Genomic DNA, 23,436 nt, shown 5'->3' on the forward strand with positions numbered 1-23,436 from the left:
TGCCAGTTGTAATAGATGAACTGTTTTAAAAAAATTCTGCGCCGCATGAAGACAGGAAAGGAAGGGTTTATGGTGTTTTATATCAGTTTATTTCTGATTCTTTGGCTGGCTGCGGGGTTTGCAGTGGGAATGAAACAAGTGTATGTCGATCAGCTGTTTGATAAAACTGTGATCGAAAGGCTGGAAAAAGAAGCGAATGATCATGGACACGCTGACCGGATGATCAAACAGCGCGCCCTTTATATTGCAGCAGTGACATTAAGCGGGTTTATTTCTGTTTATTATGAAATGAAAACAATCCCGCAAAGGCGAAACATAAGAAAAATTGAAAAAAACATCATGAAATTAAATCAAGCAAAAAAACGAAGAATGAAGAGAAAATAAAAATGCACAGGCCAAAGGGCAGGTGCATTTTTGTTTTGTATGGAAATGGGGGAGGTGGTGCCAGCTTACTTTTCATAAATTCAAAAATGAGAAGAACAGCGCCCGGGCTAATGGTATATAATATTGTGAATTTAACAAAAATTTAACAAGGAGGACAAGAGAATTCGTGCTAAAGCCTCAAAGAGACCTACATCCTGTTGATTTGGACTTAGAGGCGGAGTAGATGAAACCGGCCAAAGTATCCCTGCTCCGCCGTTTGCTCCATTCCTTGAAGCATGTTGATTGTAACATAGCCAAACGTTTTCCATCAACTATTAAAATTGTAAAATTATTGTTTATTTTTATGGTATTTGCTCCGATTTCTTCAATTTATGCTGAAGATGTATATCAGAATTTTGAGGAATTAAAAAACAATGAAGATCCTTCTGATTACGACATTGTTACGAAAGAAACCGGAAGCCCTGTTCTTGTTTTAGCTATTCACGGAGGAGGTATTGAAGGCGGGACAAGTGAAGTAGCGAGAGAGCTCAGCAAAGAGTACTCGATGTATTTATTTGAAGGCTTAAAATCGGCAGGAAACTCAGTCCTGCACATTACGAGCACGCACTTTGATGAACCTCGGGCCCTTAAAATGACGGGAAATCATGAATATGTCATTTCATTACACGGGTACGCAGAAGAAGATCAGCAGATCGAAGTCGGCGGTACAGATCGCGTAAGAGCGGCAGATTTAGTTGAGAAATTGCAGCATGCCGGTTTTCCTGCTGTATTGCTCAATACGGACCATCCGCATGCGGGCGTTAGTCCGAATAACATTGCAAATAAATCAAAAACAGGTTTAAGTATTCAGATAGAAATGAGCACAGGGTTTCGAAAGTCTTTGTTCGGCATCTTTTCTTTAAAAAGCAGAGCTGTTACTCAAAATGAGAGGTTTTATGAGTTTACAGAAGTGATGTTCCGTTTTCTCAAAAATAGCTACTGAAAAATAGGAGGCGATAAGACAGCCTCCTATTCCTTATGCTTCTCATTCGTTTCGGGAAACAGCTCGTCCGCGGCTTCCGTTTGATACTGTAAGGTGTTATCTCTCGCTGACAGTTCATTTCGGAAATTTTCATCAAGCACATTTTTCAGTAAATACCGATGAAAAAAGTATTCAAAAACAGTAAGACAGGCAGCGGAAAGGAGAGCTGCTCCAAATGGTGAGAAATCGTTTCTTGTTTGGGTTAAAACAAATACCCAAAGAATAACGAATGAAAGGCCAAAGTCAGCCAATGAAGCTGTAATATTGTTTGTTCTGGGTAAGACGAGCATGTCACCAGAAAGATAGGAAACAAAACCTAAGAAAAGTGCAATAAACATCACACTTAAAAAGGATGCGTGATAGACTCTGTCCAAAATCACATATAAAAGGGCGAGAGTGAAAGCAATCTTTGAAGCAAGCGCAATGATATGTTTCATTTGACCACCTAAATTGTTATTTTTTGAAGAAAATTCTTGGGCGTAAACAAATGATAAATAATGCAATTCAAAACCATTCATAATGGTCATGTTACTATTTTAAACAGTCCGTTTTTGTTTACACTGGTATTTTTTTTCAGCAGTATGAAACTTTCTTATGAAAAAAGACGTATATGTGGATGATCAGCTTTCAAGGGGGGAATGATTTGTGGAGATAAAAGGAATCAATCACTTGTTATTTTCAGTTTCGCATTTGGATACATCGATTGATTTTTATCAAAAAGTGTTTGATGCAAAGCTTTTGGTAAAGGGAAGAACAACTGCATATTTTGACATGAACGGCATCTGGCTAGCGCTTAATGAAGAACCAGACATCCCGAGAAATGACATTAAGCTTTCTTATACCCATATTGCTTTTACAATTGAAGATCATGAATTTGAGGAGGTATCAGCTAAATTAAAAAGACTTCATGTCAATATTCTGCCTGGCAGAGAACGAGATGAACGCGATCGAAAATCAATTTATTTTACCGACCCTGACGGCCACAAATTTGAATTTCATACCGGAACACTTCAAGACAGGCTTCGATATTACAAACAAGAAAAAACCCATATGCACTTTTATGATGAAACGGCCTTTTGATATCACACACCATATTTCATATAAGGTTAAATTTAAAGAAGGGTGTTGGTGGAGACTTTATGTTTGGGGAAGGTTTCTACCCGATTAGTTCAACGATGCCATATCTTTTGAACTGCACAAGTGATTCGGTGAAGGAGAATTTGAAATACATATTACATTTTATATGAAGAAAGCGAGCTGTTTTAACAGAGTGTTGAACTACCTAAACTATGTACTAAATTTTCAGTTATATCAATTGCCTCGCCCTTTAATAAATATAAAACCGCATCCTTCCACGACCTAAAAATGAAACGTTTTTAAGAAGATAGCGTCTAATATTCTAAACGTTCATATTTTGAATAAAAGTTTCCTGAAGGAAAGAAAATTTCTTGACTTCAACAATTGTTTGGTGGATAATTATGGTGTAAACATGATGTTCTTTTTCCTCCTATTCAGGCTCGCACCCAAAAGTCAGGGCGAGCCTGCTTTTTTTGAACAACAAACCCCCTCTCCGTAAAGGAAAAGGGGGTTATTTCATGCATCTGATAGATCAATAGATTAATGGACGGTTCTGAACACGCCAATCACTTTCCCTAGAATGCTGACATTCTGCAAAATGATAGGTTCCATCGTTGGGTTCTCAGGCTGCAAGCGAATGTGTGTATCCTCTTTATAGAATCGTTTTACAGTTGCTTCATCATCTTCTGTCATCGCAACTACAATTTCCCCATTGTTCGCTGTGTTTTGCTGTTTAACGATGACATAGTCCTTATCGAGAATACCAGCATCTATCATACTGTCTCCCATAATCTCCAGCATAAATACATGCTCGTCTGGAGGAACCATGCGGTCAGGGAGCGGAAAATATTCTTCAATATTTTCTACTGCTGTAATAGGAGATCCCGCCGTGACTTTCCCGATGACCGGTACATTAACGACCTGGCTTTGCGGAATGTCTACTTCTTCATCAAGAATTTCTATTGCTCTTGGTTTTGTCGGATCCCGTCTGATCAGCCCTTTTGTTTCCAAGCGGGCCAAATGGCCGTGGACAGTAGAGCTGGACGCAAGCCCGACAGCCTCTCCGATCTCTCTCACGGAAGGCGGATATCCTTTTGATTTAACCTCTGCTTTAATAAAACGGAGGATATCAAGTTGCCTTTTTGATAGCTTCGTCATTTTTCGCACCTCAAAACGTCGATTTTAAGAAGATTATAGCATGATTTTCCTTACAGTACAAACATAGGTTCGAAAAAACAATTGACAGAAACGTTTGTTCGTATATACTGAAATTATAAAAATGCGAACAAACATTCCTGTTGGAGGTTATGATCATGAGTAAAGAATCTATTATTTTTGTCGGTCTGTTCACAGTGATTTTGAGCGCGGTTATCCTTATGCTGTCATATACAAGCAGCGGCCAAGAGCTTAATCAGTATGTTAAAATAGAAGTCCAGCAAGGCGACACACTCTGGTCAATTGCTGATCAGGTAGCCGATACAAAAAAGATAAACAAAAATGATTTTATTGAATGGGTAGCTGATAAAAATCAACTTCAAACCTCTGATATCCAGCCGGGTGATGAGTTAGTGATCCCATTGAAAAAGAAGCATCAGGATGCATATGAATTAGCAACTGTAAGATAGAGAGGAAAGAGAGATAAAATGAAAGCACTCATTTATGCCCGTGTAAGCACAAATAAAGAACAGCAGGAAACGTCATTAAAGCGGCAGGAGGAGGAGCTTACGGCCATTGCAGCGGAGAACGGCATGGAAGTGGTCAAAGTGATTTCAGAAAAAGCCAGCGGATATGAAATGGATCGGGATGGTGTATTTGAGCTGCTTGATGTGATTAAGAACGCTGGAATTGATGTCATTTTGGTTCAGGATGAGACTAGGCTCGGACGGGGAAACGCAAAAATCGCACTGCTTCATTGTATTTATAGAGAAGGTGTGAAAGTCTATACAACGGCTCATAGAGGTGAACTGGAGTTATCGGAGGCTGACTCAATGGTCTTGGAAATCGTCAGCATTGTGGAAGAGTATCAGCGAAAGATTCACAACATGAAAATCAGACGGGGAATGAAACGTGCAGTAAAAAACGGTTTTAAACCGCAAAAAAACTTAAAAAACCAACATGGGAACAGTGGAAAAGAAAAAATAGAGGTGCCAATCTCAGAGATCGTCCGCCTGAGAGCGAATAAACTGACGTTTGCTGAAATCGCGGCTACCCTAAGAGGGTTTGGCTATGATGTCTCTAAAGCAACCGTTCACCGGCGTTTTCAGGAATACATAGAGAATGAAGAGACAGCAGAGTGAATCAGTTGTAAAACTTTTTTTGATCTAGTACTATATAGACAAAATGCAATAAAGGAGTTTAACATGATTTCAAACGCGAAAATTGCCAGAATTAATGAACTTGCTGCCAAAGCTAAAGCTGGCGTTATTACAGAAGAAGAAAAAGCCGAACAGCAAAAGCTCCGTCAAGAGTACTTGAAAGGTTTTCGTTCTTCTATGAAGAACACGTTAAAAAGTGTGAAAATCATTGACCCAGAAGGCAATGATGTTACACCAGAAAAGCTAAAAAGAGAACAAAGAAATAACAAACTTCACTAATATAAGAGGAATACGGCAATATCGTATTCCTCTTTTGCATATACTATAATCAAAACTCTTATGTGACAAAATTCAACAAGTTTCTCTCAAATTTAAGCTGAAACAGTTGAGAAAAAGTCGTCAGACATTTATGATGTAAGGGTACAACACATAAGGAAGGGGATTTTTATGGATACAATTGAAAAGAAATCAGTTGCTACCATTCGCACACTGTCAATAGACGCTATTGAAAAAGCAAATTCTGGTCACCCAGGGATGCCGATGGGAGCCGCTCCAATGGCATACACGCTGTGGACAAAATTTATGAACGTAAGTCCGGCAAACCCTGGCTGGTTTAACCGTGACCGTTTTGTTTTATCTGCTGGACACGGGTCAGCACTATTATACAGCATGCTTCATTTAAGCGGGTTTGATCTTAGTATTGAAGATCTTAAGGGATTCCGCCAGTGGGGCAGCAAAACACCAGGACATCCGGAATTCGGACATACTGCCGGTGTTGATGCTACAACAGGTCCGCTTGGCCAAGGAATTGCCATGGCAGTCGGTATGGCAATTGCTGAACGCCATTTAGCGGAAACATACAACCGCGATTCATTTAACGTAGTCGATCATTATACATACAGTATTTGCGGTGATGGTGATTTAATGGAAGGTATTTCTTCTGAAGCCGCTTCACTCGCAGGCCATCTTCAGCTTGGCCGTCTGATCGTACTATACGATTCTAATGACATCTCTCTTGATGGAGACCTCGACCGTTCATTCTCTGAAAACGTGAAACAGCGTTTTGAAGCAATGAATTGGGAAGTTCTTTATGTTGAGGATGGAAACAATATTGAAGAATTAACAGCGGCTATCGAAAAAGCACGCCAAAATGAAAAGAAACCTACATTAATTGAAGTGAAAACGACAATCGGATTCGGTTCACCTAACCGTGCCGGTACATCCGGTGTTCACGGTGCGCCGCTTGGTAAAGAGGAAAGCAAATTAACAAAAGAAGCTTATGCGTGGACATATGAAGAAGACTTCTACGTTCCGTCAGAAGTTTATGAGCATTTCGCTGCAGCTGTTAAAGAATCAGGTGAGAAAAAAGAACAAGAATGGAATGCTCAATTCGCTAAATATAAAGAAGTTTATCCTGAACTTGCTGAACAGCTTGAACTGGCAATCAAAGGAGAGCTTCCGAAGGACTGGGATCAAGAGGTTCCTGTGTATGAAAAAGGAAGCAGCCTGGCATCCCGTGCATCTTCCGGTGAAGTTCTCAACGGACTTGCGAAAAAAATTCCTTTCTTTGTCGGAGGTTCTGCTGACCTAGCGGGATCGAACAAAACGACTATTAAAAATGCCGGTGATTTTACAGCGGTTGATTACTCAGGCAAAAACTTCTGGTTTGGTGTACGTGAATTTGCGATGGGTGCAGCCTTAAACGGTATGGCGCTTCATGGCGGTCTTCGTGTATTCGGCGGAACTTTCTTTGTCTTCTCTGATTACCTGCGTCCTGCGATTCGTCTTGCAGCGTTAATGGGCCTTCCTGTGACATATGTCTTCACACATGACAGTATTGCGGTTGGTGAAGACGGTCCGACGCACGAGCCTGTTGAACAGCTTGCTTCACTCCGTGCAATGCCTAACCTTTCTTTGATCCGTCCAGCAGACGGCAATGAGACAGCAGCAGCATGGAAGCTTGCAGTGCAAAGCACTGACCACCCAACAGCGCTAGTGCTTACACGTCAAAACCTTCCTACCATCGATCAAACATCTGAAGAAGCATTGGCAGGAGTAGAAAAAGGTGCATATGTCGTTTCTAAATCTAAAAACGAAACACCTGACGCTCTTCTCATCGCTTCCGGATCAGAGGTAGGTCTTGCAATTGAAGCGCAGGCTGAATTGGCAAAAGAAAATATCGATGTTTCTGTTGTCAGCATGCCTTCAATGGACCGTTTTGAGAAACAATCTGATGAATACAAAAACGAAGTCCTTCCTGCAGATGTGAAAAAACGTCTTGCAATTGAAATGGGCTCATCATTTGGATGGGGCAAATACACGGGGCTTGAAGGTGACGTTCTCGGCATAGACCGATTCGGTGCATCTGCTCCTGGTGAAACCATCATTAACGAATACGGCTTCTCAGTTCCGAACGTAGTGAATCGAGTTAAGGCATTAATCAATAAGTAAGCTTTTGAAAGAGGATGAGTCAAATCATCCTCTTTTTCTTGTTTATCCGACAAAAATAGTATTGGCTGTTTAACAGTAATAGACAATTCTTTCTTTTCTTCTTTTGTATAATAGAGAGCAAATGAAATGCTGCTGGAAAAGGGGATGAAAAGATGGAACGTCACTACTATACGTACCTGATCAAAGAGGAATTTGCCAATCACTATTTCGGCCGGGAATCGGTTATGTTTGAGCTGTTTCAAGACTATCATTGGACAAGCCTTGAAAAGCAGCAGTATGAAATGACAGAGAAACAGATTCAATATATTACACAACCAATCCCGATTTTACATATGCATCAGCGGTTAAAAATGAATTTAAACAAGACGGATTACAGGCAGCTGGATTATATTTATAGAATAGCTTTGCCGAAAGCAAAAGGCCACGCGACGTTTATGATGAAGGAGCACATGATAGAAATTGTGGCTTCGGGAGATTACGAGGCAGAAACAATATTCTTTGAAGTGTTAAGAAAAGTAAGCCCTTGCTTTTTAGCAATGGATTTCAATTCGAAGCGTTACGGATGGCTAAATCCGGTGAAAGAAAGAAATTTTGTCTAAAACCGAAGAAAAAGAGATGTAAATGTTGTATAATAGCTTTTGGTTTAGTACACTTTAAACTAGACAACATGAAGGAGGAAATAAAATGACTTTATGGGTTGGCATCCTAGTGGGCGTTGTTGCATTGCTCATAGGTGTTGCACTCGGGTTTTTTATTGCTCGTAAATATATGATGAGCTACCTGAAAAAGAATCCGCCTATTAATGAACAAATGTTACGCATGATGATGATGCAAATGGGAATGAAACCTTCTCAGAAGAAAATCAATCAAATGATGAAAGCCATGAATAATCAAACGAAATAATACGTAAAGATTATGATATAGAGAAACATGGTTATAAAATAAAAAACCCTTATACGGGTTTTTTATTTTGCAATCATTCATCACCCGCTACTGCTCGAAGGCGCTGCTTTTGATATTGTATGAGAAGATGGTCAAGCTCCTGACTGAGCTCTATCGTAATATGAGATGTCATTCCGTTCGCCATGACAATTTGCAGCAGCTCTGCTCTTTTTTTTTCAATTTCTTTTAATAGATGCTCTCTAATCACAGGGATGTATCCTTTCATACATTAGATCTTCAAAGTGAATGTTTATATTATATCCATATTTATACTAATTTTCAAATGAGAAGGAGTATAATGTCTCAATGTCAAATTAAATTATATAAGTTTTTTCTGAAAATAGAAATCCTTCAAGTGAAAGTGTTAAAAAAATGAAATGATTTTGTCATAACTTGAAGGAATGTCAAATCATGAAGGGATGATGACATGGGAGACGTGAATTATGTTTTGACATTCGGTGCGGGGTTTTTATCCTTTATTTCGCCTTGCTGCCTGCCGCTTTACCCAGCTTTTTTGTCATATATTACAGGGGTCAGCATGGACGATGTAAAAACAGAAAAGCTGCTGCTGCAGAAAAGAAGCCTGTTTCATACTTTGTGTTTTTTGCTTGGCTTTTCAGTCATTTTTATTGCTTTAGGCTATGGAACATCTTTTATTGGCAGCCTGTTTAGGGATTATCACGATGCGATTCGGCAAATTGGCGCGTTGCTTATTATTTTGTTCGGTTTCATTACACTCGGTGTGTTTCGGCCTGAGGCTATGATGAAAGAGCGGAGAATCCATTTTAAGCATAAACCAAGCGGGTTTTTAGGGTCGGTCTTAATCGGAATGGCATTTGCAGCTGGATGGACACCATGTACCGGTCCGATATTAGGTGCTGTTATCACACTTGCAGGCACCAATCCGGGTTCAGCGGTGCCATACATGATATTATATGTACTCGGTTTTGCGGTACCGTTTCTTTTATTGTCTTTTTTTATCACAAAGCTGAAGTGGATAAGGAAGAACCAGCTTTTCATTATGAAAGCTGGCGGCGTTTTGATGATTGTGATTGGTGTGCTGTTATTCTTTAATTGGATGAGTTTGATCATTATTTTGCTGTCAGATCTTTTTGGAGGCTTTACTGGTTTTTGACGGTAAATTACTTTCGTACTACTACTAATCCTTTTGTTTTTGGTACAATAAGACTATTATCTGTGGAAATCGATTGTTGGAGGGGAATATGACAAGAGTTTTAGTTGTAGACGACGCCAAGTTCATGAGAGTGAAAATCAGAGAGATCTTGGAAGATGCAAATTACATAATCGCAGGCGAAGCGGCGGACGGTGAACAAGCAGCGGACCTGTATAAAAAACTGCGACCGGACCTTGTGACAATGGATATTACAATGCCGGTGAAAAACGGCATAAAAGCGCTTCGTGATATCTTAACCTTTGATCCTAAAGCGAAGGTCATCATGTGCACCGCCATGCGCCAGCAAAGAATTGTAACGGAAGCAATTGAGCTGGGGGCAAAGGATTTTATTGTTAAGCCGTTTGAGGAAACAAAAGTGCTGGAAGCTGTAAGCCGCGTTATGGGACATTAAAGTCATTTCTTTTCAAAATGGTTTTTTTTATTGTTTTGGAGTATAGTATATAGTATCAACACTCCGAGAAACAAAGGAATGATAAGTATGATGATTATAGTTTCATCGATTATTGCTGTGTTAATGGCTGTAGCTGTGATGGTGGTCAGAATAAAGTCCTCTGACAAGCCTGTTTCACCAAAAAAAATCATTCTTCCGCCGATTTTTATGAGTACGGGAGCGTTAATGTTTTTATTTCCGGTATTTTGGGTAACTGGTGCAGAGTTTTTGGAAGCATTCACTTTAGGTGTGATTTTCTCTATTTTTCTAATCAAAACTTCTAAGTTCGAAATTAAAAATAATGAAATTTACATGAAACGCTCTAAAGCATTTGTTTTTATATTAGTCGGTCTTTTGGTGATCAGAATCGTGATGAAATCCATCTTGAGCACATCAATCGATTATGGTGCACTGAGCGGAATGTTTTGGATTCTGGCTTTCGGTATGATTGTGCCTTGGAGAATCGCCATGTATTTATCATATCGAAAACTTCATAACGAGCTGCAGTCATCTAATATTCAAATGAATTAAAAAACCTTTCCTCTTGTCAGGAAAGGTTTTTTATTTGAGAAGGGTCTGATAAGGTTCCAAATCGATTTTTTTGTCCCGCAGATGCCTTTTTAAGAAGGTATGGTCTCTTTTAGGAGTTGCGAGAATATAGCCTTTGATCATAAGTTGCTGATCAATCTTTGCTACCTTTTCTTTTAATGCAAGCTCACCGATTTTGCCTGCGATTTTGGCTTTTGCTGCATCTCTGAACAGTTCTGGCACCGGCGCAGTCAATTCATCTAGAAACTGTTTGTTTTCATCGTTCCATAAATGTCTGCTGTTTTCAATATAGTAATCCTGCCAATCAAGCTCTGATCTGCCGTCCTCTTTTGGTAAGCGCTTTAAAAACTTTCGAAACATGAAAAAACCGCCGATTGATAATAAGACTACCATCATGATCACCCAAAACAGAATAAACCATAAAAACCATCCTTCCAGCATCAAGCATTCCCCCTTATTCTAACCATATTGTATACGAAGAGAGATTAGAAGAACACAGTAAAAAAAGAATAGAAAAAAGTGATAGACGTCTAGTCAAAAGAGATAGTAGATCATATTCTATTGTATAGTGAATCTGCTATTTGGCCATGGGAGAGTCACTAGAGGGTATTTGACGATAAATGGACGGAAAAAAAAAGTCACTTTCATAATAGGGGATGAAAGTGACTTTTTATGTTTAGCTGAGAGGAAATTGAAGAGAAAAAGAAGAGCCATCTTCTGTTTCTTTATTGACGGCGACTGTGAGTATTTGATTTTCGCATTCGGCTTGAATTGTTTTGTCATTAAAATAAAAAGGAAGCATCATTTGTTTTTCAAAAGTCTGTCCTGACGATTTGACAGTTAAGATGAACTCGCATCCAGAAAGGGTAACTGTTACTTGTGTAGGCTGTAAAAAAGTCAGATCCGCTTCTATAATATACTGCTGACTAGTTTCATATAAATCAATAGGCAATGTTTCGTCGTACCAGGCGAAGGGGTCTTCAAAAAATTGCCGAAGCCATTCATCCATACTATCGAAATCATTTGCATCGTTGCGTTTTGAATGGTCCATGGAAGCATTCCTCCACATATCAACCTTGCTTAACATCATATGCGGTGGATTATAAATGGGTGAACGCATAAAAAAACAGACACTAAGGTCTGCTTTTCTTACATATCATGGCTTGAGTTGTGCTTTTGTCTTGTATGGTTTCGGTTCTTTACTTTTTTGCTTCCGCTTAGAGGCTCAGGTTGGCCGGGATTGTGTCCTTTGGGGGCGTTTTTATGCATATCTTTACTTGTATTCTTATTGGTCATAAAATGAGAACCTCCTTAAAAGAGTTCGGTGTTATTGATTGGTTTTTCTTTTTTTGTTATTTTGGCGTTCTGCTTCAGTCAGTACAAGCTGGTCGTTTTCAATATAGCCGGCGCCTTTGCCTTGGCTTTTTGCGTCATTCATTCCGTTAATGACGTGATTCGCTTTTCTTTTGACCATCATTATCACCTCAATCATAATATGGCTCCTTTTATTGTGTTATATGAGAGAGCGTAAACAGTAAAAATTACCGGTACATTTTTCTCATAAGTCGAACTTATTGTATTTAATAAAAACATTGATATTTACTTATGTATGATTTTGTTTTAATATGAAATTGTGAGAAAATTGTGATGGAATGTAATGTTCATCTGAGAATGATCTGATCTGAAGGGGGATTTTGGAGAATGGCAAACGAGCAAAAAACTGCAGCAAAAGACGTTTTCCAAGCGAGAAAAACGTTTACTACAAATGGGAAAACATATCATTACTACTCTTTAAAAGCGTTAGAAGATTCAGGTATAGGAAAGGTTTCGAAGCTTCCTTATTCCATCAAAGTTCTTTTAGAATCAGTATTGCGTCAAGTTGATGGCTTCGTTATCAAAAAAGAACACGTGGAAAATTTGGCAAAATGGGGAACTGCCGAATTAAAGGATATCGACGTTCCGTTCAAACCGTCTCGTGTTATTTTACAAGACTTCACAGGGGTTCCGGCAGTAGTAGATCTGGCTTCACTGCGTAAAGCAATGGCAGCTGTCGGCGGAGATCCTGATAAAATCAACCCTGAAATTCCTGTTGATCTCGTTATCGACCACTCTGTACAGGTAGATAAAGCTGGTACAGAAGATGCATTAGCAGTAAATATGGACTTGGAATTCGAAAGAAATGCAGAGCGCTACAAATTTTTAAGCTGGGCAAAGAAAGCGTTTAACAATTATCAGGCAGTGCCGCCTGCAACAGGTATTGTGCACCAGGTCAACCTTGAGTTCTTGGCAAGTGTTGTCCATGCCATTGAAGAAGACGGCGAGCTTGTAACGTATCCTGATACGCTTGTCGGAACAGACTCACACACAACAATGATTAACGGTATCGGTGTTCTCGGCTGGGGTGTCGGTGGAATTGAAGCTGAAGCGGGAATGCTTGGACAGCCTTCTTACTTCCCAGTTCCAGAGGTAATCGGCGCGAAACTTGTCGGCAAGCTTCCAAACGGAACAACAGCTACTGACTTGGCGTTAAAAGTAACACAAGTGCTGCGTGAAAAAGGCGTTGTCGGTAAATTTGTTGAATTCTTCGGACCGGGAATTGCTGAACTGCCGCTTGCAGATCGCGCAACAATTGCGAATATGGCTCCGGAATACGGTGCTACATGCGGATTCTTCCCAGTAGATGAAGAAGCGCTTAACTACCTGCGCCTGACTGGCCGTGATCCTGAACATATTGATGTTGTTGAAGCATACTGCAGAAGCAATGGCTTGTTCTACACTCCAGATGCGGAAGACCCTCAATTTACTGATGTGGTTGAAATTGACCTGTCTCAAATTGAAGCAAACTTATCGGGTCCAAAGCGTCCTCAGGATTTGATCCCGCTATCTGCTATGCAGGAAACGTTTAAAAAGCACTTAGTCAGCCCTGCAGGTAACCAAGGATTCGGTTTAAATGCTGAGGAAGAAAATAAAGAAATTAAGTTTAAACTCCTTAACGGTGAAGAAACAGTTATGAAAACGGGTGCGATCGCCATTGCTGCGATTACAAGCTGTACAAATACATCAAACCCATACGTTCTGATCGGCGCCGGACTGGTAGCGAAAAAAGCGGTTGAGTTAGGGCTTAAGGTGCCTAATTACGTGAAAACGTCACTTGCACCGGGTTCTAAAGTTGTTACAGGATATCTTGTGAATTCAGGCCTTCTTCCATACATGAAAGAGCTTGGCTTTAACCTCGTTGGGTACGGCTGTACAACATGTATCGGGAACTCAGGCCCGCTTTCACCGGAAATTGAAGAAGCGGTTGCGAAAAATGATCTTCTGATTACGTCTGTCCTTTCCGGAAACCGTAACTTTGAAGGACGTATTCACCCGCTTGTTAAAGGCAACTATCTTGCTTCACCGCCGCTTGTTGTGGCATATGCGCTGGCTGGAACGGTAAACATTAACTTGAAAACTGATCCAATTGGTGTGGGCAAGGATGGTCAAAACGTATACTTTAATGATATTTGGCCGTCAATGGACGAAATCAATGCACTTGTTAAGCAAACTGTTACGCCAGAGCTATTCCGCAAAGAGTATGAAACAGTATTTGATGACAACAAGCGCTGGAACGAAATTGAAACAACAGATGAAGCTTTATATAAATGGGATAGCGAGTCAACTTACATTCAAAATCCGCCATTCTTCGAAGAAATGTCTGTTGAGCCAGGCAAGGTTGAACCATTAAAAGGTTTGCGTGTTGTCGGTAAATTCGGCGATTCAGTCACAACTGACCATATTTCTCCTGCGGGGGCAATCGGAAAAGATACGCCTGCCGGAAAGTACTTGCAAGAAAAAGGTGTTTCTCCTCGTGACTTTAACTCCTACGGGTCCCGCCGCGGAAACCATGAAGTCATGATGAGAGGAACATTTGCAAACATTCGCATCAAAAACCAAATTGCACCGGGTACAGAAGGCGGATTTACAACGTACTGGCCGACTGGTGAAGTAACATCCATCTATGATGCGTGCATGAAATACAAAGAAGATAAAACTGGTCTTGTTGTATTAGCAGGAAAAGACTATGGTATGGGATCTTCACGTGACTGGGCTGCAAAAGGAACAAACCTTCTCGGCATCAGAACGGTCATTGCAGAGAGCTTCGAAAGAATTCACAGAAGCAACCTTGTATTCATGGGTGTGCTGCCGCTTCAGTTTAAACAAGGTGAAAATGCGGATACACTCGGCTTAACGGGTAAAGAAGTCATTGAGGTAGATGTTGATGAAACGGTTCGTCCTCGTGACCTTGTGACTGTAAGAGCAATCAATGAAGACGGCAATGTAACAACTTTTGAAGCAGTCGTCCGCTTTGATAGTGAAGTTGAAATTGATTACTACCGCCATGGCGGCATCCTTCAAATGGTGCTTCGTGAAAAAATGAAGCAGTCCTGATGAATCAATAGGAAGAGAAGGCATTTCGCTTTCTCTTCTTTTTATGACACAATGTGCTGCGGAGGTGGCATATGCTGAAAAAATGGCTCGCAGGGATCCTGCTTATCATGCTTGCCGGTTATACGGGATGGAATTTATATCAAACATACAGCAAAAAAGAAGTCGGAATTCAAGTGGGGAAACAAGCACCTGATTTTTCTTTGAAAACGCTGTCAGGAGAGAAAAGCTCTTTACAGGATGCAAAAGGCAAAAAAGTGCTGCTCAATTTTTGGGCAACTTGGTGTAAGCCGTGCCGTCAGGAAATGCCTGCGATGGAAAAGTTGCAAAAAGAATACGCCGACAAACTTGCGGTTGTTGCGGTAAATTTCACTTCAGCTGAGAAAAGTGAGAAACAGGTCCGAGCGTTTGCTGATACGTATGATTTAACGTTCCCAATTCTGATTGATAAAAAAGGGATCAATGCTGACTATAACGTGATGTCATATCCAACGACATATATCTTAGATGAAAAAGGTGTTATCCAAGACATACACGTTGGCACCATGACAAAAAAAGAAATGGAACAAAAACTGGATCTTGATTAGATTCAGTTTTTTTTATGCTCAGATATGCTTACAAGTTTTCAGAATTGGAAAAAATAAAAGAATATGCGGAGGTGAAAAGCGTGAAGAAGATGAGAAAACGTTCTTTTCATGAGCTCGTCATGGAAAACAAAAAAGAGCTGATGACCAATACAGAGTTTTTAAATCAGCTTGAGGAAAAGCTTGAACAGCGATTTAAGCAAAAATAACCTTTAATTTGTATTCATGTTTACCCCTCCTTTTGAGAAACCTATCTGTTGAGGAGGGATAAACATGGGAAACAACAAGAAAAACGGTCAGCCTCAATATGCTCCAAGCCACTTGGGTACAAAGCCTGTAAAATATAAAGCCAATAAAGGGGAAAAAATGCATGATACTTCAGGTCAGCGGCCGATCATCATGCAGACAAAAGGCGAGTAGCGAAAAATCGAGTTTATTTCTAGGAGGTACATCCGAATGACAAAGAACCAAAATCAATATCAGCAGCCTAATCCTGATGATCGCTCTGACAATGTGGAAAAATTGCAGGATATGGTTCAAAATACAATTGAAAATATAGAAGAAGCAGAAGCATCAATGGAGTTTGCTTCAGGAGAAGATAAACAGCGTATCAAAGAAAAAAATGCAAGACGCGAACAGAGCATTGAAGCGTTTCGTAATGAAATACAGGACGAATCTGCAGCGAGACAGAACGGATACCGTTCTTAAAAAACCAGGGAAACCTGGTTTTTTTCTTTCTGATTTGATTATGGTAAAATGGGGCTAAATTGACGTTAAGGGAGCAGAGTAATCTTGCATGTATCAAAAAAAGAAATAGAAGTGCGTTATGCAGAAACAGATCAAATGGGAATTGTCTATCACGCAAATTATCTTGTGTGGATGGAGGTCGGCAGAACGGCCTTAATTAAGGACTTAGGCTTTTTATATAGTGATATGGAAAAAAGAGGCGTTCTGTCCCCAGTCGTTGATATCAACATTTCCTATAAAAAGCCGCTTCATTACGGAGAAACCGCGGTTGTACATACATGGATAGAGGAATATAACGGCTTTAAAACCGTCTATGGTTATCACATTTATAATCCGGCCGGTGAGCTTTCCATCAAAGCCACCTCATCTCATATTTGTGTGGATAAAGAAAGCTTTAAGCCAATTCAATTCCGCAAAGCTTTTCCTGATTGGCACACAGCATATGAAAAGGCCAAAAAATAGGGAAGTGAACGGGATATGGCGTTTGGTGTGAAACGGGAGGAACTTAACCGGTGGAAACAAGCAGTGAAAAGAGGAGAAATCGCATTTTTAACACATTACTGGCTGGATGACCGATTTCCAGAAGCAAGGACTGTGACAAAAGCCGGCTGTGCAGACATTGATAAGCTGGTTCAGTGGGGAGCGGCGTACGGGTTAAAAAAAGAATGGATCCATAAGAAAAGTGAATTTCCTCACTTTGATCTGCTGGGTGAAACACAAAAATATATTTTGGAACAAGAAAACCTAACCGATCATCTTATACGATTTCATTTGTAAAAAAAGAACGCACATGATGTGCGTTCTTTTTTATTGGTATTCAAAAACCGGTTCATCAGCGTCTTCTGAATAGCTGACGAGAAGGTCGTGGTTATCAAAGTACCATAAATCACTTTCTTCAATAAAGAAGGTAATGCCGTCAGCTTCTGCAGTGACTCCAGCCTCTTGTGGGGCATCTTTCGCTACACCGAGAGAAAAACCCTTTTGAACGTTGCTGCAGCCTCCATAGCGCACGAAAAAGCGAACCTGGTCTCCGCTTTCCAAATCGAGTTCTTCTTTATACCAGTTCAATGCGTCTTCGTTAATTGTCATATTCATAACAGAACACCCCTTTGTTCTTCATTTGAATTTTCTCTATTATAAACGTATTAGGCTATTCTGTGTCAAAAGAGAAGTTTTTTAAGCTTATAACCATTTTACTTTAGGTTCTGTTTTATTGATAATTCGTTTAATGTTCGCTCGGTGTCTGTATATGACAAAAATAGTGAGCAGGGTAACGACAATCAATAAATACGTATCATGGACAAAGAAACTATATATAACAGTATAGATCCCTGTTAACATCGATGAGAGAGAAACAAATTTAGTCAAGTATAAAAAGATGAAGAATACCGCAACCATCGTGATAAATAACAGGGGTGCGTAAAACAGCAAAACGCCTCCTGATGTCGCCACGGCTTTACCGCCTTTAAATTTGGCGAAGATGGGAAACACGTGGCCTAAAACAGCAAAGACTCCTGCAAGAAGCGGGTGAATATCAACATGCATGAGAAAAGGCAATGCAGTTGCCAGTGTCCCTTTCAAAATATCTCCGGCTATGACAACCGAACCAGCTTTTACACCCAATGTACGGAATGCATTGGTAGCGCCTAAGTTGCCGCTTCCGTGCTCCCGAATATCAATTCCCTTGGCAAGCTTGCCCACAATTAAGCCAGATGGAATGCTGCCTATCAAGTAGGCCAAAATAATCAATAAAGCAATTAACATCTACATTTCTCCTTTTTCAAATTCCCTTCTTTTTATTTTAACATGAGATGTCATGATCTGATGATAAGTTTTTTTGTAAAGTTTGCTTACAAATCCAATCAAACATGCATCATATTTTGATTTCTCCTGTTTTGATCGTGTAAAATAAGTGGAAAAGGAGTGACATACGATGCAAAACCCTTCTAAAGCGGAAATTAAAGAGATTCTTCAAAGAAGCAAACGTATAGCCGTAGTAGGGCTTTCAGACCGTCCGGATAGAACGTCACATATGGTTTCAAAAGCAATGCAGGACGCGGGTTATGAAATTATCCCTGTGAACCCGACAATTGATGAGGCGCTAGGTGTCAAAGCCGTTTCATCTTTAAAAGAGATTGACGGTCCGATTGACATCGTAAATGTATTCCGGCGCTCAGAACAGCTTCCTGGAGTGGCGGAAGAGTTTTTAGAGACAGATGCGCCAGTATTTTGGGCACAGCAAGGGCTAGTTAATGAGGAAGCATACCAGATGCTAAAAGAAAAAGGCAGAACGGTTATCATGGATCTGTGCATAAAAGTGGCACACGCTGTAACAAAATAGGTGCAGAACTGCAAAAATCCTTGTAAATTCAAGGATTTTTGCTTTTTAATTTTAAGATATTGTTTGCGTATTACGGTGAAACAGATACAATAAAGCTTGAACAGCTTTTTTTGAATACCTTGTCCAGCTGGGTTTGGCCGTTCGATTTGCGAAGGTCTGCTGCTTTATATATAATAAACAAACATACGTTCTCATAGTGTAAATACAGCACTAGCCGATGTTTTGAGAAGAACTGATTCGTTAGCTCTATGTTGCGATTGCAAACATATTGGTTATAATGAGGAGTCCAAGGCAGTACTGGCTCGAGGCGAGGTTTATAAAAAATATCTTATATACAAATGATGTGTAACACTGAAAAAGAGAAAGACAATGTTAGTTTTTGAAAGGGGTTTGTACGTTTGGCTAGAAAACAGCAATTTGATTACAACGAAGATGCCATACAGGTGCTCGAAGGCCTTGAGGCTGTCAGGAAAAGGCCGGGTATGTATATTGGCTCTACTGACGCGCGAGGTTTGCACCACTTGGTTTATGAAATTGTAGATAACTCTGTCGACGAGGTGCTTGCCGGCCATGGAGATCACATAATCGTCAAAATACATAAAGACAATAGTATTTCTGTACAGGATAGAGGCCGCGGCATGCCGACCGGAATGCATAAGCTCGGCAAACCAACCCCTGAAGTGATTTTAACGGTGCTTCATGCCGGAGGAAAATTCGGCCAAGGCGGCTATAAGACAAGCGGCGGGCTCCACGGAGTTGGTGCATCAGTCGTGAATGCTTTATCTGAATGGCTGACGGTTACCATTGAGCGGGACGGTTTTGTCTATCAGCAGCGATTTGAAAATGGAGGAAAACCGGTTACATCTCTCGAAAAGATCGGCAAAACAAAAAAGACGGGAACTCTTACACACTTTAAGCCAGATCCAACGATGTTCAGCACAACCACTTATAATTTTGAAACGCTCTCTGAGCGCTTAAGAGAGTCTGCGTTTTTGTTAAAAGGATTGAAAATTGAGCTGATTGATGAACGCAATGACCAGCATGAGGTCTTTTATTATGAAAACGGCATAGAAGCGTTTGTTGCTTATTTAAATGAAGAAAAAGACGTCTTGTCTGAAGTGGTCTCGTTTGAGGGTGAGCATCATTCTATAGAAGTGGACTTTGCGTTCCAGTTTAACGATGGTTATTCTGAAAATATTTTGTCGTTTGTCAACAATGTCAGAACAAAAGACGGCGGGACGCATGAGTCAGGTGCAAAAACTGCGATGACGCGTGCTTTTAATGAATATGCACGAAAAGTGGCTTTGCTGAAAGAAAAGGATAAGAACCTTGAAGGCACCGATATAAGGGAAGGGCTTTCAGCCATTATTTCTGTCCGCATTCCTGAGGAGCTTCTTCAATTTGAGGGACAAACAAAAGGAAAGCTCGGTACCAGTGAAGCAAGATCAGCGGTTGATGCGATTGTTTCAGAGCAGCTTGCTTACTTTTTAGAGGAAAATCGGGACACCGCAACGCTTCTTGTCAAAAAAGCAATCAAGGCGAGTCAGGCGCGCGAAGCGGCACGCAAAGCCCGTGAAGAAGCAAGAAGCGGCAAAAAACGAAAAAAATCAGAAGCGACTTTAAGCGGAAAGCTGACGCCTGCGGGTTCAAGAAACCCGGCAAAAAATGAATTGTATCTCGTTGAGGGAGATTCAGCAGGCGGGTCAGCCAAACAGGGAAGAGACCGCAGATTCCAAGCGGTTCTGCCTTTACGCGGTAAAGTTATTAATACAGAAAAAGCTAAGCTTGCTGATATCTTTAAAAATGAAGAGATCAATACGATCATTCATGCGATCGGCGGGGGAGTCGGAGCAGATTTCTCAATCGATGACATCAACTACGACAAAATCATCATTATGACCGATGCCGATACTGACGGCGCCCATATTCAAGTGCTGCTTCTTACCTTTTTCTATCGCTATATGAAGCCGCTCATTGAGCATGGCAAGGTGTTCATTGCGCTGCCACCTTTATATAAGGTCAGTAAAGGAAGCGGGAAAAAGGAAATCATTGAATATGCATGGTCTGATGAAGAGATGGGTGATGTCCTGAAAAAAGTCGGCAAAGGCTATACCATTCAACGATATAAGGGTCTTGGAGAGATGAACGCAGACCAGCTGTGGGAAACGACGATGAATCCGGAGTCCCGCACACTTGTTAGGGTCAAAATTGACGATGCGGCACGTGTAGAGAGACGTGTAACGACGTTAATGGGAGACAAAGTAGAGCCGCGCAGAAAGTGGATTGAGAAAAACGTCGCTTTCGGCTTAGATGAAGAAAGCAATATTTTAGAAAATGAAAACTTATCGGTCGCTGAGGAGGTTTAATGATTGTCACAGCCAGAATTATTTCATGATTTACCATTAGAAGAGGTGATCGGCGACCGTTTTGGACGCTACAGTAAATATATTATTCAAGACAGGGCGCTGCCCGATGCGAGAGACGGATTAAAGCCGGTACAGCGCAGAATTCTGTATGCAATGCATACAGATGGAAACACGTTTGATAAAAACTTCAGAAAAGCGGCCAAAACGGTCGGTAACGTCATCGGTAACTATCATCCGCACGGTGACAGCTCGGTTTATGAAGCAATGGTGCGGATGAGCCAGGATTGGAAAGTTCGTAATGTGTTAATCGAAATGCATGGAAACAATGGAAGCATCGACGGAGATCCCCCGGCAGCCATGCGTTATACAGAGGCACGATTATCTCCGATTGCATCTGAGCTTCTTCGGGATATTGACAAAAACACGGTTGAATTTGTGCCGAACTTCGATGATACAAGCAAGGAGCCTGTCGTACTCCCGGCGATGTTTCCTAACCTATTGGTCAACGGATCTACCGGGATTTCAGCAGGATACGCGACCGACATTCCCCCTCATCATCTGGGAGAAGTCATTGATGCTGTCATTAAGCGTATTCAAATGCCATCTTGTTCTGTTGATGAACTCATGGAAGTCATTAAAGGGCCTGATTTTCCGACAGGCGGTATTATTCAGGGCGTTGACGGGATAAGAAAAGCTTACGAAACCGGAAAAGGAAAAATCATTATCCGCGGAAAGGCTGAAATTGAAACAATCAGAGGCGGACGAGAACAAATTGTCATTACTGAAATTCCATTTGAAGTAAATAAAGCAAACCTTGTAAAAAAAATGGACGAGTTCCGTATTGATAAAAAGGTTGAAGGCATCTCAGAGGTTCGTGATGAAACGGATCGAACAGGGCTGAGAGTGGTCATTGAACTGAAAAAAGAAGCTGATGCCAAAGGTATTTTGAATTTCTTATACAAAAATACTGATTTGCAGATCACATATAACTTCAATATGGTGGCTATCCATAACCGCCGTCCGATGCTGATGAGCCTGCCGTCTATTTTGGATGCATATATCGGACACCAAAAGGAAGTTGTCACAAACCGGTCTGTTTACGAGCTTCAAAAAGCAAAAGACAGACATCATATCGTAGAAGGGCTCATGAAAGCTTTGTCTATTTTGGATGAAGTGATTGCAACAATCCGTTCTTCTAGCGATAAACGTGACGCTAAAAACAATTTGATCGCGAAATATGAATTTACGGAGCCTCAGGCTGAAGCCATCGTGTCATTGCAGCTATATCGTTTAACCAATACAGATATTACAGCGCTTAAGGAAGAGGCAGAAGAGCTCGGTAAAAAAATTGAAGAGCTCGAATCTATTCTGAGCAATGATAAAAAACTGCTAAAAGTGATTACAAACAGCTTAAAAGCATTGAAAAAGAAATATGCAGATACGAGACGCTCCGTGATTGAAGAAAAAATTGAAGAAATTAAAATCAATCTCGAAGTCATGGTTGCATCTGAGGATGTATATGTAACCGTTACGAAGGATGGTTACCTAAAACGGACGAGCCAGCGCTCATTTGCCGCTTCCAACGGACAGGACTTCGGAATGAAAGATACGGACAGGATGCTGCATCAGTTTGAAATGAATACGACAGACGTGCTGCTGCTCTTTACGAACAAAGGAAGCTACATCTATTGTCCTGTTCACCAGCTGCCTGATATCAGATGGAAGGACATGGGCCAGCATTTTTCAAATCTGATCACTATTGACCGTGATGAAACGATTGTAAAGGCCATACCGATAAAAGAATTTGATCCGTCGGCATATCTTCTATTCTTTACGAAAAACGGGATGGTGAAAAAGACAGAGCTCACCCATTATAAAGCACAGCGTTATTCTAAGGCGCTTGTGGCCTTAAATCTGAAGGGTGAAGATGAACTGATTGATGTACATGTAACAAATGGGGAAAGCCAGATCTTTATGGCCACTCACTTAGGGTACGGCCTATGGTTTGGAGAAGACGAAGTGAATGTTGTTGGCGCGCGTGCGGCAGGTGTCAAAGGGATTAACTTAAAAGAGGATGACTTTGTTGTCTCCGGTGAGATCCTTCAACAATCTGATTCAATTGTCTTGTTCACACAGCGGGGAGCGGTAAAACGCATGAGTCTTTCTGAGTTCGAGAAGACATCCCGCGCAAAACGCGGTGTCGTAATGCTAAGGGAACTGAAAAAGAATCCACACCGAGTTGTAGCACTGTTCGCTTGCGGTCTTGAACAGCGACTAATGGCAGAAACAGAAAAAGGCGACAGAAAAGAACTGCAGGCAAAAGAGTTGCGGACAAACGACAGATACAGCAATGGCTCTTTCTTTTTTGATGAAGAGGAATCAGGTAAGGTTACAGCTGTTTGGCGCCTTCATACAGAACAATAATAAAAAACCCGCTCATACTATATGAGCGGGTTTCGTTTGTTTTTTATCAGCTTTCATGGTTGGTGAATAGATCTGTTACAGCATGAATGACTTCAATCCCCTGCCATACAAATAAATTCAGCGCTGTGAAAGAAAATAAGCCTAAAATCACCATTCTTAAGATAAACAACATGTTTAACAGC

The 23,436-nt window shown here is 40.8% G+C and carries 32 protein-coding genes and 1 pseudogene; 23 read left to right on the forward strand and 10 right to left on the reverse strand.

Annotated features, from left to right (window positions below):
* Positions 1-69 precede the first annotated feature (69 nt).
* Positions 70-384 (forward strand): hypothetical protein, encoded by a 315-nt coding sequence (locus QF06_RS07970; RefSeq protein ID WP_166668700.1) that lies wholly within the window; start codon positions 70-72, stop codon positions 382-384.
* Positions 385-607: 223 nt separating this feature from the next.
* Positions 608-1,366: a gamma-polyglutamate hydrolase PghL gene (gene pghL / locus QF06_RS07975; protein ID WP_041850786.1), complete on the forward strand. Its 759-nt coding sequence runs from the start codon at positions 608-610 to the stop codon at positions 1,364-1,366.
* A gap of 26 nt (positions 1,367-1,392) precedes the next feature.
* On the opposite strand, the gene QF06_RS07980 is transcribed toward pghL, so the two are convergent.
* The gene (locus QF06_RS07980; protein WP_015483284.1) at positions 1,393-1,842 is read right to left on the reverse strand and encodes a YndM family protein; all 450 of its coding nucleotides are present in this window, start codon (positions 1,840-1,842) and stop codon (positions 1,393-1,395) included.
* A gap of 208 nt (positions 1,843-2,050) precedes the next feature.
* On the opposite strand from QF06_RS07980, the gene fosM reads away from it, so the two are divergent.
* Both fosM and QF06_RS22095 read left to right on the forward strand, forming a co-directional pair.
* A complete protein-coding gene (gene fosM, locus QF06_RS07985) occupies positions 2,051-2,485 on the forward strand; it encodes a FosM family fosfomycin resistance protein (RefSeq protein ID WP_032725818.1) in 435 nt (144 codons plus the stop codon).
* A pseudogene (locus QF06_RS22095) lies at positions 2,394-2,652 on the forward strand (hypothetical protein). The gene fosM and the pseudogene QF06_RS22095 overlap by 92 nt, the downstream one beginning before the upstream one ends.
* A gap of 370 nt (positions 2,653-3,022) precedes the next feature.
* On the opposite strand, the gene lexA reads toward QF06_RS22095, so the two are convergent.
* Positions 3,023-3,640 carry a transcriptional repressor LexA gene (gene lexA / locus QF06_RS07990; RefSeq protein ID WP_003238209.1) on the reverse strand — a complete coding sequence of 206 codons (618 nt, stop codon included), beginning with the start codon at positions 3,638-3,640 and terminating at the stop codon, positions 3,023-3,025.
* A gap of 149 nt (positions 3,641-3,789) precedes the next feature.
* Here lexA and yneA point away from each other — a divergent pair, with 149 nt between their 5' ends.
* From yneA to QF06_RS08020, 6 genes are all read left to right on the forward strand, one after another.
* Positions 3,790-4,107, forward strand: a complete 318-nt coding sequence (gene yneA / locus QF06_RS07995; protein ID WP_003231598.1) for a cell division suppressor protein YneA — start codon at positions 3,790-3,792, stop codon at positions 4,105-4,107.
* Between the two features lie 18 nt (positions 4,108-4,125).
* Positions 4,126-4,779 carry a YneB family resolvase-like protein gene (locus tag QF06_RS08000; protein ID WP_041850785.1) on the forward strand — a complete coding sequence of 218 codons (654 nt, stop codon included), beginning with the start codon at positions 4,126-4,128 and terminating at the stop codon, positions 4,777-4,779.
* A gap of 63 nt (positions 4,780-4,842) precedes the next feature.
* Positions 4,843-5,076 (forward strand): DUF896 domain-containing protein, encoded by a 234-nt coding sequence (locus QF06_RS08005; protein ID WP_003231595.1) that lies wholly within the window; start codon positions 4,843-4,845, stop codon positions 5,074-5,076.
* A 168-nt stretch (positions 5,077-5,244) separates the two neighbouring features.
* Positions 5,245-7,248 (forward strand): transketolase, encoded by a 2,004-nt coding sequence (tkt, locus tag QF06_RS08010; RefSeq protein ID WP_003231593.1) that lies wholly within the window; start codon positions 5,245-5,247, stop codon positions 7,246-7,248.
* A gap of 152 nt (positions 7,249-7,400) precedes the next feature.
* A complete protein-coding gene (sirA, locus tag QF06_RS08015; RefSeq protein WP_003231591.1) occupies positions 7,401-7,847 on the forward strand; it encodes a sporulation inhibitor of replication protein SirA in 447 nt (148 codons plus the stop codon).
* 85 nt (positions 7,848-7,932) lie between these two features.
* The gene (locus QF06_RS08020) at positions 7,933-8,151 is read left to right on the forward strand and encodes a YneF family protein (protein ID WP_003221221.1); all 219 of its coding nucleotides are present in this window, start codon (positions 7,933-7,935) and stop codon (positions 8,149-8,151) included.
* Positions 8,152-8,224: 73 nt separating this feature from the next.
* Here QF06_RS08020 and ynzD read toward each other — a convergent pair whose 3' ends face one another.
* Positions 8,225-8,398 (reverse strand): aspartyl-phosphate phosphatase YnzD, encoded by a 174-nt coding sequence (gene ynzD / locus QF06_RS08025; RefSeq protein WP_010886518.1) that lies wholly within the window; start codon positions 8,396-8,398, stop codon positions 8,225-8,227.
* A gap of 219 nt (positions 8,399-8,617) precedes the next feature.
* On the opposite strand from ynzD, the gene ccdA reads away from it, so the two are divergent.
* The 3 genes from ccdA to QF06_RS08040 all read left to right on the forward strand — a co-directional run bounded on the left by ccdA (position 8,618) and on the right by QF06_RS08040 (position 10,346).
* The gene (ccdA, locus tag QF06_RS08030) at positions 8,618-9,325 is read left to right on the forward strand and encodes a cytochrome c-type biogenesis protein CcdA (RefSeq protein WP_041850784.1); all 708 of its coding nucleotides are present in this window, start codon (positions 8,618-8,620) and stop codon (positions 9,323-9,325) included.
* An 88-nt stretch (positions 9,326-9,413) separates the two neighbouring features.
* Entirely contained in the window at positions 9,414-9,776 is a 363-nt protein-coding gene (locus QF06_RS08035; RefSeq protein ID WP_014476939.1) for a response regulator, read from the forward strand.
* 78 nt (positions 9,777-9,854) lie between these two features.
* Positions 9,855-10,346 (forward strand): CcdC family protein, encoded by a 492-nt coding sequence (locus tag QF06_RS08040; protein ID WP_010886519.1) that lies wholly within the window; start codon positions 9,855-9,857, stop codon positions 10,344-10,346.
* 30 nt (positions 10,347-10,376) lie between these two features.
* Here QF06_RS08040 and yneK read toward each other — a convergent pair whose 3' ends face one another.
* From yneK to sspO, 4 genes are all read right to left on the reverse strand, one after another.
* Positions 10,377-10,805 (reverse strand): DynA interaction protein YneK, encoded by a 429-nt coding sequence (gene yneK, locus QF06_RS08045; protein ID WP_003231580.1) that lies wholly within the window; start codon positions 10,803-10,805, stop codon positions 10,377-10,379.
* Between the two features lie 235 nt (positions 10,806-11,040).
* Positions 11,041-11,433, reverse strand: a complete 393-nt coding sequence (cotM, locus tag QF06_RS08050) for an outer spore coat protein CotM (RefSeq protein WP_072174018.1) — start codon at positions 11,431-11,433, stop codon at positions 11,041-11,043.
* An 80-nt stretch (positions 11,434-11,513) separates the two neighbouring features.
* Positions 11,514-11,660: a small acid-soluble spore protein P gene (locus QF06_RS08055; protein ID WP_003221237.1), complete on the reverse strand. Its 147-nt coding sequence runs from the start codon at positions 11,658-11,660 to the stop codon at positions 11,514-11,516.
* A 31-nt stretch (positions 11,661-11,691) separates the two neighbouring features.
* Positions 11,692-11,838: an acid-soluble spore protein SspO gene (gene sspO / locus QF06_RS08060; protein ID WP_003244839.1), complete on the reverse strand. Its 147-nt coding sequence runs from the start codon at positions 11,836-11,838 to the stop codon at positions 11,692-11,694.
* 227 nt (positions 11,839-12,065) lie between these two features.
* Between sspO and acnA the strand changes: the two genes are divergently transcribed.
* The 7 genes from acnA to QF06_RS08095 all read left to right on the forward strand — a co-directional run bounded on the left by acnA (position 12,066) and on the right by QF06_RS08095 (position 16,900).
* Positions 12,066-14,795 carry an aconitate hydratase AcnA gene (acnA, locus tag QF06_RS08065; protein ID WP_021479772.1) on the forward strand — a complete coding sequence of 910 codons (2,730 nt, stop codon included), beginning with the start codon at positions 12,066-12,068 and terminating at the stop codon, positions 14,793-14,795.
* Positions 14,796-14,866: 71 nt separating this feature from the next.
* Positions 14,867-15,379: a redoxin domain-containing protein gene (locus QF06_RS08070; protein ID WP_041850783.1), complete on the forward strand. Its 513-nt coding sequence runs from the start codon at positions 14,867-14,869 to the stop codon at positions 15,377-15,379.
* An 80-nt stretch (positions 15,380-15,459) separates the two neighbouring features.
* Positions 15,460-15,585, forward strand: coding sequence for an FbpB family small basic protein (locus QF06_RS08075; RefSeq protein ID WP_041851057.1), 126 nt, complete (start codon positions 15,460-15,462; stop codon positions 15,583-15,585).
* Positions 15,586-15,649: 64 nt separating this feature from the next.
* Positions 15,650-15,796 (forward strand): acid-soluble spore protein SspN, encoded by a 147-nt coding sequence (gene sspN, locus QF06_RS08080; RefSeq protein WP_003231569.1) that lies wholly within the window; start codon positions 15,650-15,652, stop codon positions 15,794-15,796.
* Positions 15,797-15,832: 36 nt separating this feature from the next.
* Positions 15,833-16,084, forward strand: coding sequence for a small acid-soluble spore protein Tlp (gene tlp, locus QF06_RS08085; RefSeq protein WP_003231568.1), 252 nt, complete (start codon positions 15,833-15,835; stop codon positions 16,082-16,084).
* Positions 16,085-16,168: 84 nt separating this feature from the next.
* Entirely contained in the window at positions 16,169-16,585 is a 417-nt protein-coding gene (locus tag QF06_RS08090) for a YbgC/FadM family acyl-CoA thioesterase (protein ID WP_017696516.1), read from the forward strand.
* A 15-nt stretch (positions 16,586-16,600) separates the two neighbouring features.
* Positions 16,601-16,900, forward strand: a complete 300-nt coding sequence (locus QF06_RS08095) for a hypothetical protein (protein ID WP_024571429.1) — start codon at positions 16,601-16,603, stop codon at positions 16,898-16,900.
* 30 nt (positions 16,901-16,930) lie between these two features.
* Here the strand turns inward: QF06_RS08095 and QF06_RS08100 are convergent, their stop codons facing one another.
* The gene (locus QF06_RS08100; protein WP_003231562.1) at positions 16,931-17,218 is read right to left on the reverse strand and encodes a HesB/YadR/YfhF family protein; all 288 of its coding nucleotides are present in this window, start codon (positions 17,216-17,218) and stop codon (positions 16,931-16,933) included.
* 87 nt (positions 17,219-17,305) lie between these two features.
* Positions 17,306-17,887 (reverse strand): glycerol-3-phosphate 1-O-acyltransferase PlsY, encoded by a 582-nt coding sequence (gene plsY, locus QF06_RS08105; RefSeq protein WP_003231560.1) that lies wholly within the window; start codon positions 17,885-17,887, stop codon positions 17,306-17,308.
* A 169-nt stretch (positions 17,888-18,056) separates the two neighbouring features.
* Here plsY and QF06_RS08110 point away from each other — a divergent pair, with 169 nt between their 5' ends.
* The 3 genes from QF06_RS08110 to parC all read left to right on the forward strand — a co-directional run bounded on the left by QF06_RS08110 (position 18,057) and on the right by parC (position 23,254).
* Entirely contained in the window at positions 18,057-18,464 is a 408-nt protein-coding gene (locus tag QF06_RS08110) for a CoA-binding protein (RefSeq protein ID WP_003245606.1), read from the forward strand.
* 398 nt (positions 18,465-18,862) lie between these two features.
* Positions 18,863-20,830, forward strand: a complete 1,968-nt coding sequence (parE, locus tag QF06_RS08115; RefSeq protein ID WP_014479944.1) for a DNA topoisomerase IV subunit B — start codon at positions 18,863-18,865, stop codon at positions 20,828-20,830.
* 3 nt (positions 20,831-20,833) lie between these two features.
* Complete coding sequence (gene parC, locus QF06_RS08120; RefSeq protein WP_014479945.1) at positions 20,834-23,254, forward strand: DNA topoisomerase IV subunit A; 2,421 nt, start codon at positions 20,834-20,836, stop codon at positions 23,252-23,254.
* Between the two features lie 46 nt (positions 23,255-23,300).
* Here parC and QF06_RS22245 read toward each other — a convergent pair whose 3' ends face one another.
* Positions 23,301-23,426, reverse strand: coding sequence for a hypothetical protein (locus tag QF06_RS22245; RefSeq protein WP_003231548.1), 126 nt, complete (start codon positions 23,424-23,426; stop codon positions 23,301-23,303).
* Positions 23,427-23,436 lie beyond the last annotated feature (10 nt).

The sequence above is a fragment of the Bacillus sp. YP1 genome, from assembly GCF_000877815.1.
Classification (GTDB): domain Bacteria; phylum Bacillota; class Bacilli; order Bacillales; family Bacillaceae; genus Bacillus; species Bacillus subtilis.

What these genes read in the sequence shown, in the direction of transcription:
- QF06_RS07970 (WP_166668700.1), top strand. Translation starts at nt 70, where the DNA reads ATGGTGTTTTATATCAGTTTATTTCTGATTCTTTGGCTGGCTGCGGGG.
- pghL (WP_041850786.1), top strand. Translation starts at nt 608, where the DNA reads ATGAAACCGGCCAAAGTATCCCTGCTCCGCCGTTTGCTCCATTCCTTG.
- QF06_RS07980 (WP_015483284.1), bottom strand. Translation starts at nt 1,842, where the DNA reads ATGAAACATATCATTGCGCTTGCTTCAAAGATTGCTTTCACTCTCGCC.
- lexA (WP_003238209.1), bottom strand. Translation starts at nt 3,640, where the DNA reads ATGACGAAGCTATCAAAAAGGCAACTTGATATCCTCCGTTTTATTAAA.
- yneA (WP_003231598.1), top strand. Translation starts at nt 3,790, where the DNA reads ATGATCATGAGTAAAGAATCTATTATTTTTGTCGGTCTGTTCACAGTG.
- QF06_RS08000 (WP_041850785.1), top strand. Translation starts at nt 4,126, where the DNA reads ATGAAAGCACTCATTTATGCCCGTGTAAGCACAAATAAAGAACAGCAG.
- QF06_RS08005 (WP_003231595.1), top strand. Translation starts at nt 4,843, where the DNA reads ATGATTTCAAACGCGAAAATTGCCAGAATTAATGAACTTGCTGCCAAA.
- tkt (WP_003231593.1), top strand. Translation starts at nt 5,245, where the DNA reads ATGGATACAATTGAAAAGAAATCAGTTGCTACCATTCGCACACTGTCA.
- sirA (WP_003231591.1), top strand. Translation starts at nt 7,401, where the DNA reads ATGGAACGTCACTACTATACGTACCTGATCAAAGAGGAATTTGCCAAT.
- QF06_RS08020 (WP_003221221.1), top strand. Translation starts at nt 7,933, where the DNA reads ATGACTTTATGGGTTGGCATCCTAGTGGGCGTTGTTGCATTGCTCATA.
- ccdA (WP_041850784.1), top strand. Translation starts at nt 8,618, where the DNA reads ATGGGAGACGTGAATTATGTTTTGACATTCGGTGCGGGGTTTTTATCC.
- QF06_RS08035 (WP_014476939.1), top strand. Translation starts at nt 9,414, where the DNA reads ATGACAAGAGTTTTAGTTGTAGACGACGCCAAGTTCATGAGAGTGAAA.
- QF06_RS08040 (WP_010886519.1), top strand. Translation starts at nt 9,855, where the DNA reads ATGATAAGTATGATGATTATAGTTTCATCGATTATTGCTGTGTTAATG.
- yneK (WP_003231580.1), bottom strand. Translation starts at nt 10,805, where the DNA reads ATGCTGGAAGGATGGTTTTTATGGTTTATTCTGTTTTGGGTGATCATG.
- cotM (WP_072174018.1), bottom strand. Translation starts at nt 11,433, where the DNA reads ATGTGGAGGAATGCTTCCATGGACCATTCAAAACGCAACGATGCAAAT.
- QF06_RS08055 (WP_003221237.1), bottom strand. Translation starts at nt 11,660, where the DNA reads ATGACCAATAAGAATACAAGTAAAGATATGCATAAAAACGCCCCCAAA.
- sspO (WP_003244839.1), bottom strand. Translation starts at nt 11,838, where the DNA reads ATGGTCAAAAGAAAAGCGAATCACGTCATTAACGGAATGAATGACGCA.
- acnA (WP_021479772.1), top strand. Translation starts at nt 12,066, where the DNA reads ATGGCAAACGAGCAAAAAACTGCAGCAAAAGACGTTTTCCAAGCGAGA.
- QF06_RS08070 (WP_041850783.1), top strand. Translation starts at nt 14,867, where the DNA reads ATGCTGAAAAAATGGCTCGCAGGGATCCTGCTTATCATGCTTGCCGGT.
- sspN (WP_003231569.1), top strand. Translation starts at nt 15,650, where the DNA reads ATGGGAAACAACAAGAAAAACGGTCAGCCTCAATATGCTCCAAGCCAC.
- tlp (WP_003231568.1), top strand. Translation starts at nt 15,833, where the DNA reads ATGACAAAGAACCAAAATCAATATCAGCAGCCTAATCCTGATGATCGC.
- QF06_RS08095 (WP_024571429.1), top strand. Translation starts at nt 16,601, where the DNA reads ATGGCGTTTGGTGTGAAACGGGAGGAACTTAACCGGTGGAAACAAGCA.
- QF06_RS08100 (WP_003231562.1), bottom strand. Translation starts at nt 17,218, where the DNA reads ATGAATATGACAATTAACGAAGACGCATTGAACTGGTATAAAGAAGAA.
- plsY (WP_003231560.1), bottom strand. Translation starts at nt 17,887, where the DNA reads ATGTTAATTGCTTTATTGATTATTTTGGCCTACTTGATAGGCAGCATT.
- QF06_RS08110 (WP_003245606.1), top strand. Translation starts at nt 18,057, where the DNA reads ATGCAAAACCCTTCTAAAGCGGAAATTAAAGAGATTCTTCAAAGAAGC.
- QF06_RS22245 (WP_003231548.1), bottom strand. Translation starts at nt 23,426, where the DNA reads ATGTTGTTTATCTTAAGAATGGTGATTTTAGGCTTATTTTCTTTCACA.